Consider the following 15,495-nt stretch of genomic DNA (forward strand, 5'->3'; position numbering starts at 1 on the left):
TGGTCCGGACGCTGCTGCTCAACCCCCGCGATCACTCACCCTACGCGCCGGTACCGACAACCTGGTGACCCCGCCCTGAACTGAGACCCAGGTGGGTGGGTGACCGTCACCATCGACCAGCAGGAGTCTCGCTCACACGGAGCAATCAGGAAGAAGTGGTCGCCGGGGTGGCGGGAGTGAGTTCGGCCCAGACGACCTTCCCGGTCTCACGCTGATCCTGACCCCACAGCATCGCGCAGGACTCGATCAGCGCCAGTCCGCGCCCGCCGGTGTCCGATGGCGGTCGCGCGCACGCGGTGTCGACACACGAGTCCTCGACCTCGATCCGCAGCCATCCGGTCTTGCGCAGCAGCCGCACCCGCCGCGGCGGGGTCCCGTGCCGCAACGCGTTGGACACCAGCTCATCGAGCACGATAATGACCTCGTCCAGCTCCCACCCGGGAACCTCCTCCAGCGCGGTGCGCGCCCAGCGGCGCACCCGAGCGAGTTCCGCGAGATCATCAGCGACCTCCAGCACGGCCTCGATCACCTGGTCGTCCGTCGTGACGTCGTGCTTGGCCACACTCATCCTCCACCTCGGCGGTCACGTCTCGTTACCGCATCGAAGACCACGTACCCGCGAACCACCGGGACCAACCACGACGTGATGTGGAGGGGCCTGCCCTCGACGCTCATAGCCCAGCGGTTTCTGTGAGCTGCCAGACCGGGCGTGCCTTGTGTCACATCGGGGACTGTCCCAGTAACGGTGTTTCTGGCCCGACAGGGCGGAGGGCGACTGTGAGTGGCGGGTGGTCAGCGGGTCGGCTTGGCTGTAGCGCTGAGGTATGTGTTGGACGCGGGAGTGTAGGACAGGACGACGCCGACGATGTCGGCGGCGACGCTGACGTAGCCGGCGATGGTGTCCTGTACCAAAAGGACGGACAGCATCTGGAACGCGGTTAGGACGGTGAGGACGATCCGTGCCCAGTTGCGGCCCGCGCGGAGCTTGAACATGAACAGCAGATAGAGCGCGGAGAACACGACGGCGATCCCGACGGCGAATGCGATGCTCAGAGTGACGGCGGTGTCGATCTGAGCATCGGTGAGTTCACCGTTTCTGTTCGCGTCACGGTAGGCGCTGACCAGAGATTCTCGCTGGGTGAAGAGAAGGATCGCGCCGAGGAGGCTGATCGCCGTCGAGGCGATGAAGGCCTAGAACGCACCGTTGATGGTGCCCGGCGGAGTCACTCATGAGATCAACCTGGCACGAGGATGCAGTCTCGCCGCGCGAGCGGCGAAACTCGCGAAAGACGAAGCCACGCGTCCGCCGCAATCGGCAGCGGTGTCGTCAACGTGAGCGGTTTGTTCTGGCCGCGCTGTTTCGTTTCGAGCGGTTGGAGGTACATCTCGGCCATGGTGGATGGAGCTCGGGCGTCGGCGGGCGAGGTGACGGTGGCCGATGCAGGTCATGATCTGGTGGTGGTCTGTCGGTTCTTGATGGCGGTGGGGCCGGGCGGGACCATCGCTCTGTCGGCTTGGGTGGCGCCGTGGCCGACCGTGAACCTCTGACGCCGTTTCCCGAACCGACCGCGTTCATCGCGACCAGGGCGGGGGTGTTCGTGCAGTATCTGGATCACTTCCGGTCCGCGGTGATCGGCAAGATCGACAGCTTGGACGAGGACGAGCTGCGGAGAAGCCGGTTGGCTTCCGGCTGGACGCCGCTGGAACTGGTCCGGCATCTCAGGTTCGTCGAACTCCGCTGGATCGAATGGGGATTCCGGGGTGAAGCGATCGCCGATCCGTGGGACGATCACCAGGATGGCCGGTGGCACATCCCAGAGAGTGTCTCTCGTGAGCAGTTGGTCGACGAGCTTCGCGCTCAAGGGGACCGAACCCGTCAGGTAGCCCTTTCGTCGGATCTTGCCGGACGCGGTGTGCCCGGCCCTCGGTGGAGCGGGGCTGAACCCGCCTCGTTGGAACGTGTGCTGTTCCATTTGCTCCAGGAGTATGCCCGCCACCTCGGCCACCTGGACATCGTCGCCGAGCTGGCAGGCGACCAGTCGGAATAGCCGAGGCAAGGCAAAGGTGACTGTCGGAAGGTCGCGGGCAACCCTGGTGTCGTGAGGTTCGACGACAACAGCGACGTCGAATCGGCCCGCTGCGGAGTTCGAAGCTGTCATCGAGGCTCGCTGACCCAGATGGTGGCGATCACCCGAGGCGCAGACAGGTTCTGTGATTTTGACTCGGCAAGGTGTGGATCACTGTATGCAGGGGTATACGGACGGTGCCGCGCGTTGGCGGTTGGGGGTGGCGCCGGTTGAGCCAGCAGCCGGCGCCACCGCTCAAGGTTAGACCCTCGCTTCCGCTCTTGAAGGTGGTAGCAAGCGTGTTGGGCGGAACGGACCAGAGGATGCGACGCGCCCGGTCCGTCCGGTTACCCGGCGTGAGTCTCGCCGCGACCCTGTCGTGCTCGTCGTCTATCGCGGTTACGGTGAGCCGTGCGCCCGGCCGGAGGGTGCGAGGAGGGGATCCTGACGTGACCGAGGTCGACAGACAGACCGACGAAGGCTGGGCAGAGGACCGAGCCGCGTTCACCGCGGATACCGGTGGAGAGAACTGGGATCGTTGCGAGGTCAACACCAGGGGACCTCTGGCCTCTCACTTCGGGGCACTCGCCAAGACATTGCTCGAAGCGGATTCCGTGCACGACGCGATGACCCAGGTGGTGGAGGCGGCTCGGCGCATCGTCCCGTCGGCGGACCTGGTCAGCATCACTCTTCGTTCGGCCGATGGACGGTTTCATACGCCGGTGGCCACGGCCGAGTTCGCCGAGGAGCTGGATGAGATCCAGTACCGGACGGGTGAGGGTCCCTGTGTCGAAGCCGCACGCCACGACAGTCCTGGTCACGCGCTAACCAACTCGCTCGCCCGGTCGACCGCGTTCGCCCGCTTCGGTCCGCAGGCCGCCGAATTCGGATTCGGATCCTTGCTGGCGGTGACCTTGCTGCCCGGCCGCGGATCCGATCGTCTCCCTGGTGCGATCAACCTCTACAGCCGCCGCGCCGGAGCTTTCACCGACGACGCTGTCGATCACGCGCTGATCCTGTCCGCACATGCCTCGCTCGCCCTGGCGAGCACCGCCGCTCACACCGCCGCCGGCCTACGCGAAAGCCAGTTACAGCAGGCCATCGACAGCCGCGACGTCATCGGCCAGGCCAAAGGCATCCTGATGAACCGGCGCGGGATCTCGGCCGACGACGCTTTCGACATCCTCCGGCGCACGTCGCAGGAGCTCAACGTGAAGCTCACCCAGCTGGCTCGCACGCTCGCCGAACGGCATCAAGAACTCGACGACTGAAATCGGGACCGACAGTCTCGCCGGCTTGCCGTCGGATTGGCTCCCGGCATGGGTGAATTGCGTTACCTGGCGTGCGTCCTCGGCGAGCCGACTTTGCTGTGCGGAGATCGTGTGCACCGACGCAGTACCGACCTGAGTCCGACCATTTCTCTCCTGTGCGGCGGAACCTCAGGGTCTGTCAGGCCCCCAGACGACAGGCTCAGTACTTCACGCGGGCGGTCACCGCGCGGTGCTGGGAGTACTTGCCGCCGGTCATCGCTTCGGTGACGGTGCCGACGCCGGTGAAGCCACCGCCACCTTTGGCGAGAAGGAAGTCGATTCGGTGTGCGCCGAAGGTGTTGTCCGCCTTGGTGCAGACACGCCCGCCGCATTTCTCTGAGATGGGATCACGGAAACCGTATCCGCGGGCTTTGTTCCACCAGCCAGCCCTGCCGGTGGTCGCGTTGGTGTCACCGGCGACGATCCGCAGGGTGCCGCCGAGTCGATCGACCGCCTGGTTCGCCTCGCTGATGTTCTCGCCTGCGCAGTCGGGACCATGCCATGTACCGGTGGGCCAATGGATCGACGCGATCGTGACGTCCTTGTCCGCGAGCTTGTCGTGAAGCCGGACCGCAATGTTGTGCACCCTGTCCTGGCTGGTCTTCGTCGGCGTGAGATTTCGGCATTCCCCGGTGCCTTTCTCCGGATTCGACGGCGCATCGGAACGCCATCGCGTCGCGTCCTCGTAAACGAGGCGATCGGATCGATAGATCACTGCGTTGGTCTGCTGGTTCTTCATCTTCCCGCAGGTGCTGGTGTACCCCATCGAACCCGGCTCCGCGATCGCGACCTTGCCCGCGTACGTTCCGGGCAGTTCGTCGGACAGGCGCCGAGTGAACGCGTTCAGCTGCCCGATGTCGGAGATCTGCTGCACCGTGAAGATGTCCGGGCTCACCGGCTGCTTTTTCAGGTAGGTGATGAACCTGTCGTAGAGATACCCGTCGGCGCAGGACGCGGGGAGCATGTTCTCGATGTTGTTGTCATACACGACGAGATGATCACGCGAGGAATTCACCTCGGCCTCCGCGGTCTGCGTCCCGCTGACCGCCAGTAGTGTGCCGGCGGTCAGCGCCGCCGCGAAAACACCGTGCCTGAAGTGCGTCCTCACGAGAATCCTCCCCGATTCCGACCTGATCCCAGGACTCGAGTGTGACACGGCATGCGCAAGTTGTCACAGCCCTCGCCGGACATGCCCAGGTTGCGCCGCAACTGGGGGCGGAGAGGCAGGTCGAGACAAAGACGACCCGATCGAGTGATGTTGTTGTCGTTCAGCGAGAATCGACCGTCCCTTTCGGTTGTATCCGAAATTCGGTGATTTCGCGTTATTGCGTCATTGGGCACGCAGAACCGGTGGTCGCGTGCGGAGCATGCGGCCACCGGGACTTTCCTTTCCGCTCGGAGATGGTCAACTGGTGGAAACGTCGTCGATCACGACGTTCGTTCGCAGCGATGAGTTTTCGGTGCCGGTCCAGGTCAATGTCACCGTTTGACCGGCGTGTGCCGACAGGTCCGCGGTGCGCGGTGTGTATCCGGGTGCCTTGTTCAGGTTGGAGAACGTGGCGAGCGTGGTCCCGTTCGCGGTCAGGGTCAGTTTGTCGTTCTGGAAGGTGGCGGTGGTCTCCGCACTGTCGATGTGCAGGTAATAGTTCAGCTTGAGCCTGCATCCGGCCGGGATGGTAACCCTCTGGGACAAGGTGTCCGTGTGGAGTTCGCCATAGCCGTTCAGCCACGCGTATTGGTTGCCGGCGTGAGGTGTCTGGCCTCTCGTGTTACCCAGCACGAAAGATGACCAGGTCCACGGGTTGGTGCCGCACTCGAACTCGCCGTTCTCGACGAGATCGCCGCAAGGGTTGGGGCCGCCGGTGATGGTGTAGGTGAATGTGGTCGAGGCCGTGTTCTGCGGCGACGCCGAGTCGCGGACGTCGGCCGTGGCGGGGAAGGTGCCGGCCTGGCCTGAAACACCTGTGACGACGCCGTCGCCGCTGGCACCTGAGTCCTTGCCTCCTGACCCGCTGGGTGATCGCGTCGTCAGGTCAGCATCAAGCGCGACTTGATCAGCACCCGATCCGGCCGCCGGTGTCTGGCGGCGAGACCTCGGCGCGGTCCGGAAGCAGTAGTCTCGACAGGTGCTTGTGAACCCCAGTTTGGTCATCGGCTTCCTCCTGGTCTCGGCGCTGCTGTCAGCGATTCCCGGGCCCTCGGTTCTGCTCGAGACCAGCCGCGCCATCACAGGCGGGCGACGTCCGGCGATGTGGATCGTGCTCGGCAGCACCCTCGGCGGGATTGTCTTGCTGACACTGGTACTTGCGGGGCTCGGGGCCGTCGTCGCGACGTCCGCGAAACTCTTCCTGGTCGTGAAAATCGCCGGGGCGTGCTACCTGTTGTGGCTGGGAGTGGATTCGCTGCGGTCAGCGAGGCGTGCTGGATCCGAGCAAGTACCAGCGCCGACGGCCGGATTGTCGACCCGCGGAATCGCCGCGGTCCGTCAAGGGTTCATGGTTGGTGTCGCCAACCCCAAGAGCATTGTCTCGCTCATGGCGATCCTGCCCCAGTTCGTCGACCACAGCCTCGGACACCCGACTCTTCAGATGGCCGTCATCGGGCTCACTGGTGCGATGGCACAGGCCGTGATCGAGACCATCTGGGTGTTCGCGGCAGGCGCATTGCGGTCCTGGTTCCGACGCCGTTCGCGCCGCCTCCAATACCTCAAGGCAGGCGGTGGCCTCGCCATGATCGGCCTCGCCGGAAAGCTCGCCGCCGAACGCTGACTCCGCCGAGGACCAGCGCCGGCGGCCGATCCCGCCACGCGGCCAAGCAGCGGTTCCTCACTGCCGAGCTCAAGGCCCGCTGGACGCTGGAAACGGACGTCGAGAACGAGAGTGAGGCCGAGCCGCCGACGGCGCCGGACGATGTCGAAGAGGCCCGGCTGAGATGGTGGGACTCGGCACCCGGCGGCCCGGCTCCATGGTGGCCAGGAGGATGGCGGATCCGTGGCCGCAGTGGCGCTCGGACGCGGTCAGACGGCGCCGCTCCCGGTCTGCCGGATCAGGCCGGTGAGGCCGAGCAGACTTAATTTCCTGCGCACGGCTGGTGACGGGTTCAGCATCAGGCGGTATCCGTTACTCCCCCGTGCGTGAGCGACAAGTGCTTTGGCGGCTTCGAGGCAGAAGAGGCCGGCGCCGGTGAGGTCGACCAATACGGTCAGCGCGCCGCTCGCGGCGGCTTTCTCCAGCGCCACGGCGAAGGTGACCGCTCCGGCCGCGTCGACGTCGCCGTTTCCCCGGACGACGACGGTGTGGGCCACCGGCCCGCAAATCTCGAAGACCGCCGGTGCCGGCCGTCTCGAAGTCTGGAACACGCTCATAACAGGCCTTTCGCAGTGCGGTGCGCCGCTGTCAGCGTGCGTCGGGACGTATACCCGGATGCGCCGGAACCAAACCTCCGGTTTGGACTCGACCCCTGACTCCGTGATCGTGTCCGGCGGCGGGGTAGGGTCCTCGCGGTTGAATTCACAGCCGTCCGCGTGGTCCGCGCTGTGAAGTCTGGACCACCTTGTTCACCATGCCGCCTCGGTTCCGCCGGGTACCGGGGTGGTAGGTGAGGGGTGGTCGCTCTGTCGAACGCCGTCCGTCACGGAACCCGTCCGCCGCCCGCGCGGGGACCGGGCCGGGACCGATTGCGCGTCTTGCTGGTCGAGGATGACGACGGCGACGCGTTCTTGGTCGAGGAGCTCCTGCTCGACGCCACCTATATCGAACCCGTGCTGGTGGAGCGGGTTTCGTCGCTGGCCGAGGCGCTGCCGCGGCTGCCTGGCGCCGACTGCGTGTTGCTGGATCTGCAGTTGCCGGACGCCACGGGGTTGACCGGACTCGCACGGATCCGTCAGCGCGCGCCGGAGACCGCTGTGGTGGTGCTGACCGGTAGACAAGACGACGACGCCACCGGCATCGCCGCGGTCGCGGCGGGGGCACAGGACTATCTCGCCAAAGGTGAGGTGGACGGAAGACTGCTGGTCCGCGCGCTGCGGTACGCGGCGGAGCGTAGCCGCGCGGACCTGGTGGAGCAGAGACTGCTTCAGCATCAGCTGCAGGCGGAGGAGAACGCCCGTCTGGAGCGCGGGCTGCTGCCGAGCCCGCTGATCGAGGATTCGTCGCTGACGCTCGCCGTGCGGTATCGGCCCGGCCGCGACGGCGCGCTGCTGGGAGGGGACTTCTACGACGCGGTCGAGCTGCCCGACGGGTCGGTTCAGGTGCTCATCGGGGACGTGTCCGGGCACGGCCCCGACGAGGCGGCTCTCGGTGTGGCTTTGCGGATCGCCTGGCGTTCGGTGGTGCTGGCGGGCATCCCGATGGCCCGCGCGCTGCACATGGTGGAGAAGTTGTTGCTGGCCGAGGCGGTCACCCCGATGTTCGCGACGGTCTGCGCGATCACCGTGGCACCGGATCGACGGTCGTTGCGGATGAGCCTGGCCGGTCACCCGCCGCCGTTGCTCGTCGACGCCGAGTCCGGTCCGCGTCCGCTCAGGGCGAAACCCGGGCCTCCGCTGGGTGTCATCCCGGGGTTCGCGTGGGCGGAACACGATGTGGACCTGGGCTCGTCGTGGTCGGTGCTGCTCTACACCGACGGAATCTTCGAAGGCCGCGCTCCGAGCGGCGAGCGCTACACCGGGTACGACGACCTGGTCACCACAGCGTCCGCTGTGCTGGCCGAACGCCGTCTCGACGCAGCACTGGACCAGCTCATCCGCGCGATGGACGAACGGCATGGCGGGCCACTCGACGACGACCTCGCCGTGGCGTTACTGAGCTTCGATCCCGAGGAGCGGACCTGATGACCTCCGATACCGCCGGCCCGGGCAAGACCTGGCCGATCAGCCGGTGGGCTTGGATCACGGCCGTCGTCGCCGCTATCCTGCTCGGCGCTGCGATCACAGCGGGCGCGTCGGCGCTGGCCAGGCTCACCGACTCCCGATCCCATCTGCTGGAGGTCACGGGCCCTCAGGTGCTGCAGGCGAACGCACTCTCCGAAGCGCTGCTGAACCAGGAGACGGGGATCCGCGGTTACCTGCTCGCCCGGCAGCCGCAGTTCCTGGAGCCCTACCGATCCGGGTTGTCCGCCCAGGACGCCGCCGTCGCCGGGCTGCGCCGCCTCGGCGCCGTCCCCGGCACACCCGCTGGTGATGACCTCGACCGGGTACTGGCGGCAGCAGCCGATTGGCGGGCCATCGCGGCCGACCCCGTGCTCGTGGGCACCGCGCCGACACCGGAACAGATTCTGGCGGGCAAGACCCGGTTCGACCTGCTTCGAGCGGCGATGGCGAGCCAGCAGAACCGTCTTGACGTCGAACGCGTGGCCGCACGTGAGGATCTCTCCGGGGCGGCGGGAGTCCTCACGGTCATCCTCGCCGGCATAGCGATCCTGCTCGCGGTGACGATCGCCGCCGTGTTCGCCGTCCTGCACCGCAGGCTCATCCGCCCGATTCGCGGTCTGGCGGAAGAGGTACGGGACGTCACCCGGACAGACATCACCAGACACGTACACGGTTCGGGCCCACGGGAGATGCGCGAGCTGGCCGCCGACGTCGAGTCGCTGCGCGCACGCATCACCGACAAGGTGACCCAGCTGGAGAACACGCAAGCCGTGGTGCAGGCCCGGACCCAGGAACTGGAACGCTCCAACGCCGACCTCGAGCAGTTCGCCTACGTCGCCTCTCACGATCTGCAGGAGCCGCTGCGCAAGGTCGCCAGTTTCTGCCAGCTGCTGCAGAAACGCTATCAGGGCAAGCTGGACGAGCGTGGTGACCAGTACATCGCCTTCGCCGTCGATGGCGCCAAACGAATGCAGGTGCTGATCAACGACCTGCTGGCGTTCTCCCGGATCGGACGCAGAACCGCTGACGCCGCCACAGTGGACGCCGACACATTGCTGGACGAGGCGCTGTCCAATCTGGACACCACGATAGTCGAGACGGGCGCCCGGATCGACCGCGGTGAACTGCCCGCCGTCTGGGGGGAATCGGTCCTGCTGACCGTGGTCTTCCAGAACCTGATCGGCAATGCCCTCAAGTTCCGCGGCGAATCGGCACCCGAGATCGCCGTGTCCGCCGAACGAGACGGTGATCACTGGCGATTCTGCGTCACCGACAACGGGATCGGAGTCGACTCCGAGCACGCCGAGCGGATCTTCGTGATCTTTCAACGACTTCACGGCCGCAGTGATTACCCCGGGACGGGGATCGGACTGGCCCTGTGCCGCAAGATCGTCGAACACCATGGCGGGGCGATCTGGCTCGACACGGACACTCCCACCGGCACGCGCTTCTGCTTCACATTTCCCGCCGACACCCGGAGCACCCAGCTCCGCCTATCCGGAAGGCCCTGATCGCCATGAATTCAGCTCTCACACCGATCGACATCCTCTTGGTCGAGGACGACCCCGGTGACGTTCTCATGACTCAAGAAGCGTTCGAGCACCACAAGATCCGCAATACGCTGTCCGTGGTGTCCGACGGGGAACAGGCTCTGCAGTTCCTTCATCGACAAGCGCCGTACGAAAACGCGCCCCGCCCCGGGCTGGTTCTGCTCGATCTCAACCTTCCCCGCAAGGACGGCCGTGAAGTCCTCAGCGAGATCAAGGCCACCCCGCACCTGCGCAGCATCCCCGTCGTCGTGCTCACCACCTCTGAGGCCGACGAAGACATCTTGCGCAGCTACGACCTGCACGCCAACGCCTACGTCACCAAACCCGTCGACTTCGACCGGTTCGTCGAGGTCGTCCGTCAGATCGACGACTTCTTCGTCACCGTCGTCAAGCTTCCCCAATGACCGGCGGTGTCCCTATCCACCGTGGCCGTGGAGAAGGGTTCGTCGACATCACTCCATTCAGCGATGAAATCTTTGCGGCCACTGGATAAAGTCCCTTGATCACGTAATCGTCCCTCGTTGCCGGAGGTCGGGAATGACACAGTCCGACGCGCAGCTCCACGCGGGAACGAGAGTGGTGGTCGCCTGTCCCGGCTCGACGGGGACAGCCCTTCCGATCGCCACCCACGACACCGTCGCCGGAGTGTCGATCTTCGATCGGTTCACGATGCAGATGTGGGTGCCGGTCCAGATCGACGGCGCCGCTGACGATTCCGAGCCCCGGCTGGTGAAGCGCGAGCATGTCCGCCGTGTCTGAGCGAAGGCGCGTCGGTCCCGGCTCACGAGTTCGGAGCCTCCCGCTGTTGTTCTGACGGCACTCCTCGTGACCCGGCCGCGTTTTCCGAGCCGCTGGTGACGAGGGTGAAGGTGATGCCGAGGGCGGCGCGCAGGTCCGGGTAGACGTCGAGGACGGCGGTCATGCCGGTCGCCGTCATCACGCGACGCACACAGGTACGGCCGCCCAGGGCGATGCGGAGCGTGACGTGCTCGGCGGCGGCCTGATCGACGGCGTCGTGCAGCGCATCGATTCCCGCGACGCTCAGAAACGTGACTTCGGCGAGGTCCACTACGATCGCCTCTGCGACCCGGCGCGGGGAGAGCATCGCCGACACGGCGCGTTCCAGGCCGGGTGCGGTGAACGAGTCCACGACGCCGCTCAACGCGATGACTGCCGGCTCGTGCGAGCAGAACAGCCACATCCCCGATCCGGGAACAAGCCCCGGCATCCACAAGTCCCTCACTCGACACCCTGTATCTCGATACCTCGCCTGTCGGGAATCCCGGCTGCGTCTTAACCGAAATACCAGAACACGCTAAAAGCTGGACGCCGGCATTCGCAAGCAGTCGCGGCTCAACTCAGCCGGACGGGTACATCGCGTATTCCGTAGGCGGCCGAAGCGCGGCGAGAAGGCCGGCGTGGGCCGGTGAACGCGGGGCGGGGCAGCAGCAGGTCTTTCTCGTCATCGCCTGGACAGACCGTTCGGTCTGCTTCGGCCGATGTCGTTCCACGCTCGGCAGGGTGCCGAGGGGTCACCGTGCCACCGACACCTTCGGCGTGAGCAAAGGGGTGGCCAGGCCGTCGACGTCGACTACGAGGAACCAATGTCCTGTTGTCGGAACAGTCAGCTTCAATTCCGGGGTCAACGCGACTCCTCCGAGCATTTTGTACAACTGCCGTCGCCGGTAGGCGAGATAGTTGACCTCGGTCATCAATCTTATGTTCGCCCGAGCTCTCACGACTACGGTCACGACAGTGTCGCGATCGAGAATCCCCAAATCAAAGGACTTTGCGTGCATTGTTGCCTGCGCTCGGTGTCGGGTGGCTGACCTGGTGCCTCTGCTTGACACTCGGCGTCCTTTGCCGGGAGGTCGATCTCCGCCTGGTCTTCGTTACAGTGCCAATAGAAATCGCAATTCGCGGAAATCGGAGCCAGTGAGCGATTAACCATTCGGGCGCCGAGCCGGACTCTCCGTGACGGGAGTTCCTGTCTGATCGATCTCACCTCACCGCGTGCCGCGGGTGGGTATTCCGGTGGCGAGTGATCGTGGCCGGTATGACGCCACCGATCGCCGCCGGGCGTCGCGGCCCTGCCGGTCGACCTCGTCGGCGCCCGCGACGTGTTCGACAAGGAGCCGCTTGGCCGGATGCACCCGCGGTTGGAACAAGTGGGCACAGGGTGGCTGTTTAGTCTCGGTCGTGCGGAGGTATATCGAGATCATGGGTGATGGAGTGGTGGCGTCGGGGGCTGAATTGACCGCATCCGCTATCGAGGGCAAAGCGATCGCGATCCGAAGGTTCTTGCTGGCCGTGGGCGTGGGCGGGACCGTCGCCCTACTGGCCTGGGTGGCATTGTGGCTGGCCGTCAACATCTGACGCGGCCGGGGTCGGCTGCTCGCTGATTCGCCAGCGTTCGCCACTGCCTGAGTGGATCTTTTGAGGGTTCACGCTGTCATACCGGGGGATGTCATGGGAATTCCCAGTTGGCCGGCTCTGGTGGGAGTGCTTCTGATCGTCGGGGGCGCTGCCGCACGGTGGCGGTTCGGTGAGCGCGGACGTGCACTCGCGTTCGCGCTGGAAGCGATCACTTCCGCGGGTTGGCTCACGATCATTCTGTTCGTCGTCGAACCGTTGGTACCCGGGAACGTGCTCGGAGTGGTGATTCTGGTGGTGCTGGCCCTGGGCGTGCTGGCCGTGCCTGTCGTCATGCGACACCGGACGCGGCACGATGACCGACGACACCCGTAGGGGATCGAACGATCCTGTCGGTGGTGCGCGGGGGCAAGGTCGGTGGGAGAGTCCCATTGGCTCGACACCGCGCGCCGACGTGTGCACTACCACGATGCGGGCGCAACCAAGGTATTGCCGCTCCTGCAAGGGAATTCGACCTGGAGCATTCTGTAGCGCGACGTCGTTCGTGCGCCGAGCGGCCGATTCCGTCGCGTCGCGACAACCACCTGCACGTCCGCTGCTCGAACCGGTGCACCCGAACAGCCGGTACGTCTGCTGATCGCCGGACCCGGCCGGGCAACACCACCGAAGTTCGACGCACGCCGATCACAGTTACCCGTCCGTAAATTTGGCTCACGTGAGCGGGGTGCCCATTGAATTCGATCACCAACCTGTTCCCTTGACGCAAGAAGAAATCATCAGTAATCTTACTGCTCGGAATTATCGAGGAACTCTGAAATTGTTCGTCAGATTGCTCATGGTGGGTGATGGCCATTCCGGCTGAATACTCACACCGTGCCCCGCGGCACCCGGAGTTTGTGATTGGACGATAGTTCTTGGCATGCCGCCTGCATATTCCTGTCGTGGGTTCCCCGGTCTCGTCCAGATGGTGCGCACTCATCGCCCTGGTGATGTGGTACGTCATCTGGAGTATCTCCGCCGAACGGCCGGACCGGGTGGCCGGTCTCGTCCTGGGGAATACGGCGTTCTGGGCGCCGGACCGGATGACACGGTTGTTCAGCACCGTCATGGCGACGGGATTCATGCAACGCCGCCTTCTGCGGCAGAACTTCTTCGTCGAGCGGTTCCTTTTCTCCAACGTGAGCCGCATGCTGAACGACAACGAGAAAGAACATTACCGGCGGGTGCAGCCGACCCCGGATCTGCGGGTCGCCGTGGCTCGTGGCCCGCAGCAGATCGCGGGTGCCGCGACCTGGCTCGCAGACCTGGAAGCAGGGTGCGCGAACAGTTGGCGGGCAAACGGGTACTGGCCACCTATCCGATGGCCGATCGTGCCTTCTCCGCCAAGACCACCCTGCCTCGGTTCCGGGACACCTTCGCAGACATCGAGATCGTCGAGTTTCCCGGCGCGAAGCACTTCTTCTTCGAAGACAAGCCCCGCGAGGTCGCCGACGCGATCCTCGCGCGATTCTCCTGAGCGACGAGCGTCAACCTGTGTGCGGCGACGATGTCATCCCCGAATCTGGTCTTCGTGACGGTTCTGCGTAAGGAGCGAGGGCCGTGAGCGTGGTCGTGTCCGGGGTCAGCGACGACAGGCTGGTTGCAGGGTTCGGCGAGTATCTGCTCCGTCCTGGGTGGTCGCCGGTGCCGGAGAAGATCGTCAACTCGGCGGATTGGAGTGGGGGTGACCTTCGGGGCCGGGTTTCAGTGGTTACGTTTGGTTGCAGAGGGTTCGTGGATCCTGTCAAGCCGCGTCTGTCTCCGCGCTAAGGCTTGAGGGAGTCCCCAAGTTCGGGTGGGCTCCACTGGGTCGCAGGAGACCATCATGTCGGCTGACCTCGTGCCGGTCATCGTCGCGGCGGCTGTGCCCGTCTCGACCGCCGTGATCACGGCGGTCGAGAGGATCGTCATCGCCTGGATCAAGCGCCGCCGCAAGGATGGGGACGGCGAGAACGAGGACGAGTGAACTGAGGAGCTGGCCGGGGTGGAGCCTTTCCAGCCCGGCCGGCTCGCAGAGAACAGTTGCCCCGGTTCAGTTTCGCCATCAGCTCTCGGTTGGCGGCTCTGGCAGCGTCGAGTTGGCCGAGTTTGGACTGGCCGAGTACTGGCGGACCGGTTTCGGGTGGCGAGCGAAGAGGGCCGCGCTCAACGCGCGCCCGCAGTACGTCACCACCATCGACGCGGGTTTCCCGGCCATGCCGGTAGGCAATCGTATCGGGCAGACCGGCTCAGGGTGCGCGATAGACCGTCTACCTGGCGTGAGATCCGGGCCGGATCTCCCTCCGTCACGCTTACCGTGTGTCCGCGGGCTCGGGAGGGGGTCCCTGCTCGCTTCGCCTTTGACACCCTTGTCTACTCTGCATATACTTTCCATATTGAAAGTTGATGCGGATTGGAGATACCGATGTCGGACACTCCCGAGCTCGACCAAGTCGCCGACGCTCGACGGAAGCTGGCCGCCTACGCCGGGTTTTCGCGCAGCTACTGGACGCTTTATGGGATTGCCCTGGTTCTGATGGCAGGGATTCCCATCTGGATGTCGTTCCTGCCCGAGGCGGCGGCCGGTATCCAGTGGGTGCTGCTCGCGATCGGCCTGGCCTCGGCGGCGTACTCGGTGAACCAGCGTCGGAGGACCGGGGTCCAGCTTCCGCGCCGGATCAGCGCGTACCCCAGTGCCCGCCGGGTGTGGGTCGTCGTGCTGGCGATCACCATCGCGAGTGTCGCCGGCATGTACGCGCTGGTCGGGAGCGGTCAGCGCGTCATCGCCCTGGTGGTCTTGATCCCCGTCGCCGCGATTATCTTCGCGGGCCAGGTCCTGACCCGCGCGAAGATGCGTGACGACATCGCGGCGGGCCGGGTCTTGACGTGACCGATTTCGAACATCCCGCCGAGGGCGCGGGAGCCAAGCGTGACCCGATCTTCGAGACCGGGCCGCGCTTGGCGTTGTGCGCGCTGTTGCAAGGCGCCGACTGGGTCGAGTTCGCGACCGCCCGCGACCTCACCGGCGCCAGCGACTCCGCGGTGTCCAAGCACAGCCGAACCCTCGAAGACGCCGGCTATCTCGAAATCCGGAAAGGATCGGTCGGGCGGCGACCCAGGACCTGGCTGCGGCTCTCGGCGGCCGGACGGGTGGCCTTGGGCGGTCACCTCACTTGGTTGACCAACCTGCGCCACGCCATCGACCAGCCGCGGTAGCGAATCGCCGGAAGACGTTCGTCGGGCGTTTCGCCGAAGTCTCGGGTGGGTACCTATTTGCACGCAACGCAGGTCTGTGGTCTGTCAGGAGG

Annotated in this window: 21 protein-coding genes; 14 read left to right on the forward strand and 7 right to left on the reverse strand. The window is 65.4% G+C overall.

Annotation, left to right across the window (positions count from 1 at the left end):
* Positions 1 to 145: 145 nt before the first annotated feature.
* Together CFP71_RS15100 and CFP71_RS15105 are read right to left on the reverse strand one after the other, a co-directional pair.
* Complete coding sequence (locus CFP71_RS15100) at positions 146 to 568, reverse strand: ATP-binding protein (RefSeq protein ID WP_093934475.1); 423 nt, start codon at positions 566 to 568, stop codon at positions 146 to 148.
* Between the two features lie 224 nt (positions 569 to 792).
* Positions 793 to 1,020 (reverse strand): hypothetical protein, encoded by a 228-nt coding sequence (locus tag CFP71_RS15105; RefSeq protein ID WP_093934476.1) that lies wholly within the window; start codon positions 1,018 to 1,020, stop codon positions 793 to 795.
* 506 nt (positions 1,021 to 1,526) lie between these two features.
* Here CFP71_RS15105 and CFP71_RS15110 point away from each other — a divergent pair.
* The gene (locus CFP71_RS15110) at positions 1,527 to 2,048 is read left to right on the forward strand and encodes a mycothiol transferase (RefSeq protein ID WP_244199692.1); all 522 of its coding nucleotides are present in this window, start codon (positions 1,527 to 1,529) and stop codon (positions 2,046 to 2,048) included.
* 467 nt (positions 2,049 to 2,515) lie between these two features.
* Complete coding sequence (locus CFP71_RS15115) at positions 2,516 to 3,337, forward strand: GAF and ANTAR domain-containing protein (protein WP_244199693.1); 822 nt, start codon at positions 2,516 to 2,518, stop codon at positions 3,335 to 3,337.
* 199 nt (positions 3,338 to 3,536) lie between these two features.
* On the opposite strand, the gene CFP71_RS15120 is transcribed toward CFP71_RS15115, so the two are convergent.
* A complete protein-coding gene (locus tag CFP71_RS15120; protein ID WP_093934478.1) occupies positions 3,537 to 4,484 on the reverse strand; it encodes a hypothetical protein in 948 nt (315 codons plus the stop codon).
* A gap of 297 nt (positions 4,485 to 4,781) precedes the next feature.
* Positions 4,782 to 5,528, reverse strand: a complete 747-nt coding sequence (locus CFP71_RS43540; RefSeq protein WP_143267101.1) for a hypothetical protein — start codon at positions 5,526 to 5,528, stop codon at positions 4,782 to 4,784.
* Between CFP71_RS43540 and CFP71_RS15130 the strand changes: the two genes are divergently transcribed.
* Entirely contained in the window at positions 5,503 to 6,144 is a 642-nt protein-coding gene (locus CFP71_RS15130; protein WP_093934480.1) for a LysE family translocator, read from the forward strand. The genes CFP71_RS43540 and CFP71_RS15130 overlap by 26 nt on opposite strands.
* Positions 6,145 to 6,392: 248 nt before the next feature.
* Here CFP71_RS15130 and CFP71_RS15135 read toward each other — a convergent pair whose 3' ends face one another.
* Positions 6,393 to 6,680 (reverse strand): STAS domain-containing protein, encoded by a 288-nt coding sequence (locus CFP71_RS15135; protein ID WP_143267102.1) that lies wholly within the window; start codon positions 6,678 to 6,680, stop codon positions 6,393 to 6,395.
* A 309-nt stretch (positions 6,681 to 6,989) separates the two neighbouring features.
* Between CFP71_RS15135 and CFP71_RS15140 the strand changes: the two genes are divergently transcribed.
* From CFP71_RS15140 to CFP71_RS15155, 4 genes are all read left to right on the forward strand, one after another.
* Entirely contained in the window at positions 6,990 to 8,207 is a 1,218-nt protein-coding gene (locus CFP71_RS15140; protein WP_093934501.1) for a PP2C family protein-serine/threonine phosphatase, read from the forward strand.
* Positions 8,207 to 9,757, forward strand: coding sequence for a sensor histidine kinase (locus CFP71_RS15145; RefSeq protein ID WP_093934482.1), 1,551 nt, complete (start codon positions 8,207 to 8,209; stop codon positions 9,755 to 9,757). Before CFP71_RS15140 ends, CFP71_RS15145 begins: the two co-directional genes overlap by 1 nt.
* Before the next feature lie 5 nt (positions 9,758 to 9,762).
* On the forward strand, positions 9,763 to 10,200 hold the full coding sequence (locus tag CFP71_RS15150; RefSeq protein ID WP_093934483.1) for a response regulator: 438 nt from the start codon (positions 9,763 to 9,765) through the stop codon (positions 10,198 to 10,200).
* Positions 10,201 to 10,333: 133 nt separating this feature from the next.
* The gene (locus CFP71_RS15155; RefSeq protein ID WP_093934484.1) at positions 10,334 to 10,555 is read left to right on the forward strand and encodes a hypothetical protein; all 222 of its coding nucleotides are present in this window, start codon (positions 10,334 to 10,336) and stop codon (positions 10,553 to 10,555) included.
* Between the two features lie 22 nt (positions 10,556 to 10,577).
* On the opposite strand, the gene CFP71_RS15160 is transcribed toward CFP71_RS15155, so the two are convergent.
* Together CFP71_RS15160 and CFP71_RS15165 are read right to left on the reverse strand one after the other, a co-directional pair.
* Positions 10,578 to 11,024, reverse strand: a complete 447-nt coding sequence (locus CFP71_RS15160; protein ID WP_093934485.1) for an STAS domain-containing protein — start codon at positions 11,022 to 11,024, stop codon at positions 10,578 to 10,580.
* Positions 11,025 to 11,328: 304 nt separating this feature from the next.
* Complete coding sequence (locus CFP71_RS15165) at positions 11,329 to 11,595, reverse strand: DUF1883 domain-containing protein (RefSeq protein WP_093934486.1); 267 nt, start codon at positions 11,593 to 11,595, stop codon at positions 11,329 to 11,331.
* 454 nt (positions 11,596 to 12,049) lie between these two features.
* Between CFP71_RS15165 and CFP71_RS45335 the strand changes: the two genes are divergently transcribed.
* The 7 genes from CFP71_RS45335 to CFP71_RS15185 all read left to right on the forward strand — a co-directional run bounded on the left by CFP71_RS45335 (position 12,050) and on the right by CFP71_RS15185 (position 15,403).
* A complete protein-coding gene (locus CFP71_RS45335) occupies positions 12,050 to 12,172 on the forward strand; it encodes a hypothetical protein (RefSeq protein ID WP_279629224.1) in 123 nt (40 codons plus the stop codon).
* Positions 12,173 to 12,298: 126 nt separating this feature from the next.
* On the forward strand, positions 12,299 to 12,544 hold the full coding sequence (locus CFP71_RS15170) for a hypothetical protein (RefSeq protein WP_093934487.1): 246 nt from the start codon (positions 12,299 to 12,301) through the stop codon (positions 12,542 to 12,544).
* 940 nt (positions 12,545 to 13,484) lie between these two features.
* Positions 13,485 to 13,685, forward strand: coding sequence for a hypothetical protein (locus CFP71_RS15175; protein WP_093934488.1), 201 nt, complete (start codon positions 13,485 to 13,487; stop codon positions 13,683 to 13,685).
* Positions 13,686 to 14,033: 348 nt separating this feature from the next.
* Positions 14,034 to 14,174: a hypothetical protein gene (locus CFP71_RS44180; protein ID WP_167406131.1), complete on the forward strand. Its 141-nt coding sequence runs from the start codon at positions 14,034 to 14,036 to the stop codon at positions 14,172 to 14,174.
* Entirely contained in the window at positions 14,146 to 14,724 is a 579-nt protein-coding gene (locus tag CFP71_RS44955; RefSeq protein WP_244199694.1) for an epoxide hydrolase N-terminal domain-containing protein, read from the forward strand. Before CFP71_RS44180 ends, CFP71_RS44955 begins: the two co-directional genes overlap by 29 nt.
* Positions 14,613 to 15,077, forward strand: coding sequence for a hypothetical protein (locus tag CFP71_RS15180; RefSeq protein ID WP_093934489.1), 465 nt, complete (start codon positions 14,613 to 14,615; stop codon positions 15,075 to 15,077). The genes CFP71_RS44955 and CFP71_RS15180 overlap by 112 nt, the downstream gene beginning before the upstream one ends.
* Positions 15,074 to 15,403 (forward strand): winged helix-turn-helix domain-containing protein, encoded by a 330-nt coding sequence (locus tag CFP71_RS15185; protein ID WP_093934490.1) that lies wholly within the window; start codon positions 15,074 to 15,076, stop codon positions 15,401 to 15,403. The genes CFP71_RS15180 and CFP71_RS15185 overlap by 4 nt, the downstream gene beginning before the upstream one ends.
* Positions 15,404 to 15,495: the final 92 nt, after the last annotated feature.

It is taken from the genome of Amycolatopsis thailandensis, assembly GCF_002234405.1.
Taxonomy (GTDB): domain Bacteria; phylum Actinomycetota; class Actinomycetes; order Mycobacteriales; family Pseudonocardiaceae; genus Amycolatopsis; species Amycolatopsis thailandensis.

Excerpts from the sequence above, each read along its gene's own strand:
- CFP71_RS15100 (WP_093934475.1), bottom strand. The coding sequence starts at position 568 with ATGAGTGTGGCCAAGCACGACGTCACGACGGACGACCAGGTGATCGAG.
- CFP71_RS43540 (WP_143267101.1), bottom strand. The coding sequence starts at position 5,528 with ATGACCAAACTGGGGTTCACAAGCACCTGTCGAGACTACTGCTTCCGG.
- CFP71_RS15145 (WP_093934482.1), top strand. The coding sequence starts at position 8,207 with ATGACCTCCGATACCGCCGGCCCGGGCAAGACCTGGCCGATCAGCCGG.
- CFP71_RS15150 (WP_093934483.1), top strand. The coding sequence starts at position 9,763 with ATGAATTCAGCTCTCACACCGATCGACATCCTCTTGGTCGAGGACGAC.
- CFP71_RS15155 (WP_093934484.1), top strand. The coding sequence starts at position 10,334 with ATGACACAGTCCGACGCGCAGCTCCACGCGGGAACGAGAGTGGTGGTC.
- CFP71_RS15160 (WP_093934485.1), bottom strand. The coding sequence starts at position 11,024 with ATGCCGGGGCTTGTTCCCGGATCGGGGATGTGGCTGTTCTGCTCGCAC.
- CFP71_RS15165 (WP_093934486.1), bottom strand. The coding sequence starts at position 11,595 with ATGCACGCAAAGTCCTTTGATTTGGGGATTCTCGATCGCGACACTGTC.
- CFP71_RS44180 (WP_167406131.1), top strand. The coding sequence starts at position 14,034 with ATGTCGGCTGACCTCGTGCCGGTCATCGTCGCGGCGGCTGTGCCCGTC.
- CFP71_RS44955 (WP_244199694.1), top strand. The coding sequence starts at position 14,146 with ATGGGGACGGCGAGAACGAGGACGAGTGAACTGAGGAGCTGGCCGGGG.
- CFP71_RS15180 (WP_093934489.1), top strand. The coding sequence starts at position 14,613 with ATGTCGGACACTCCCGAGCTCGACCAAGTCGCCGACGCTCGACGGAAG.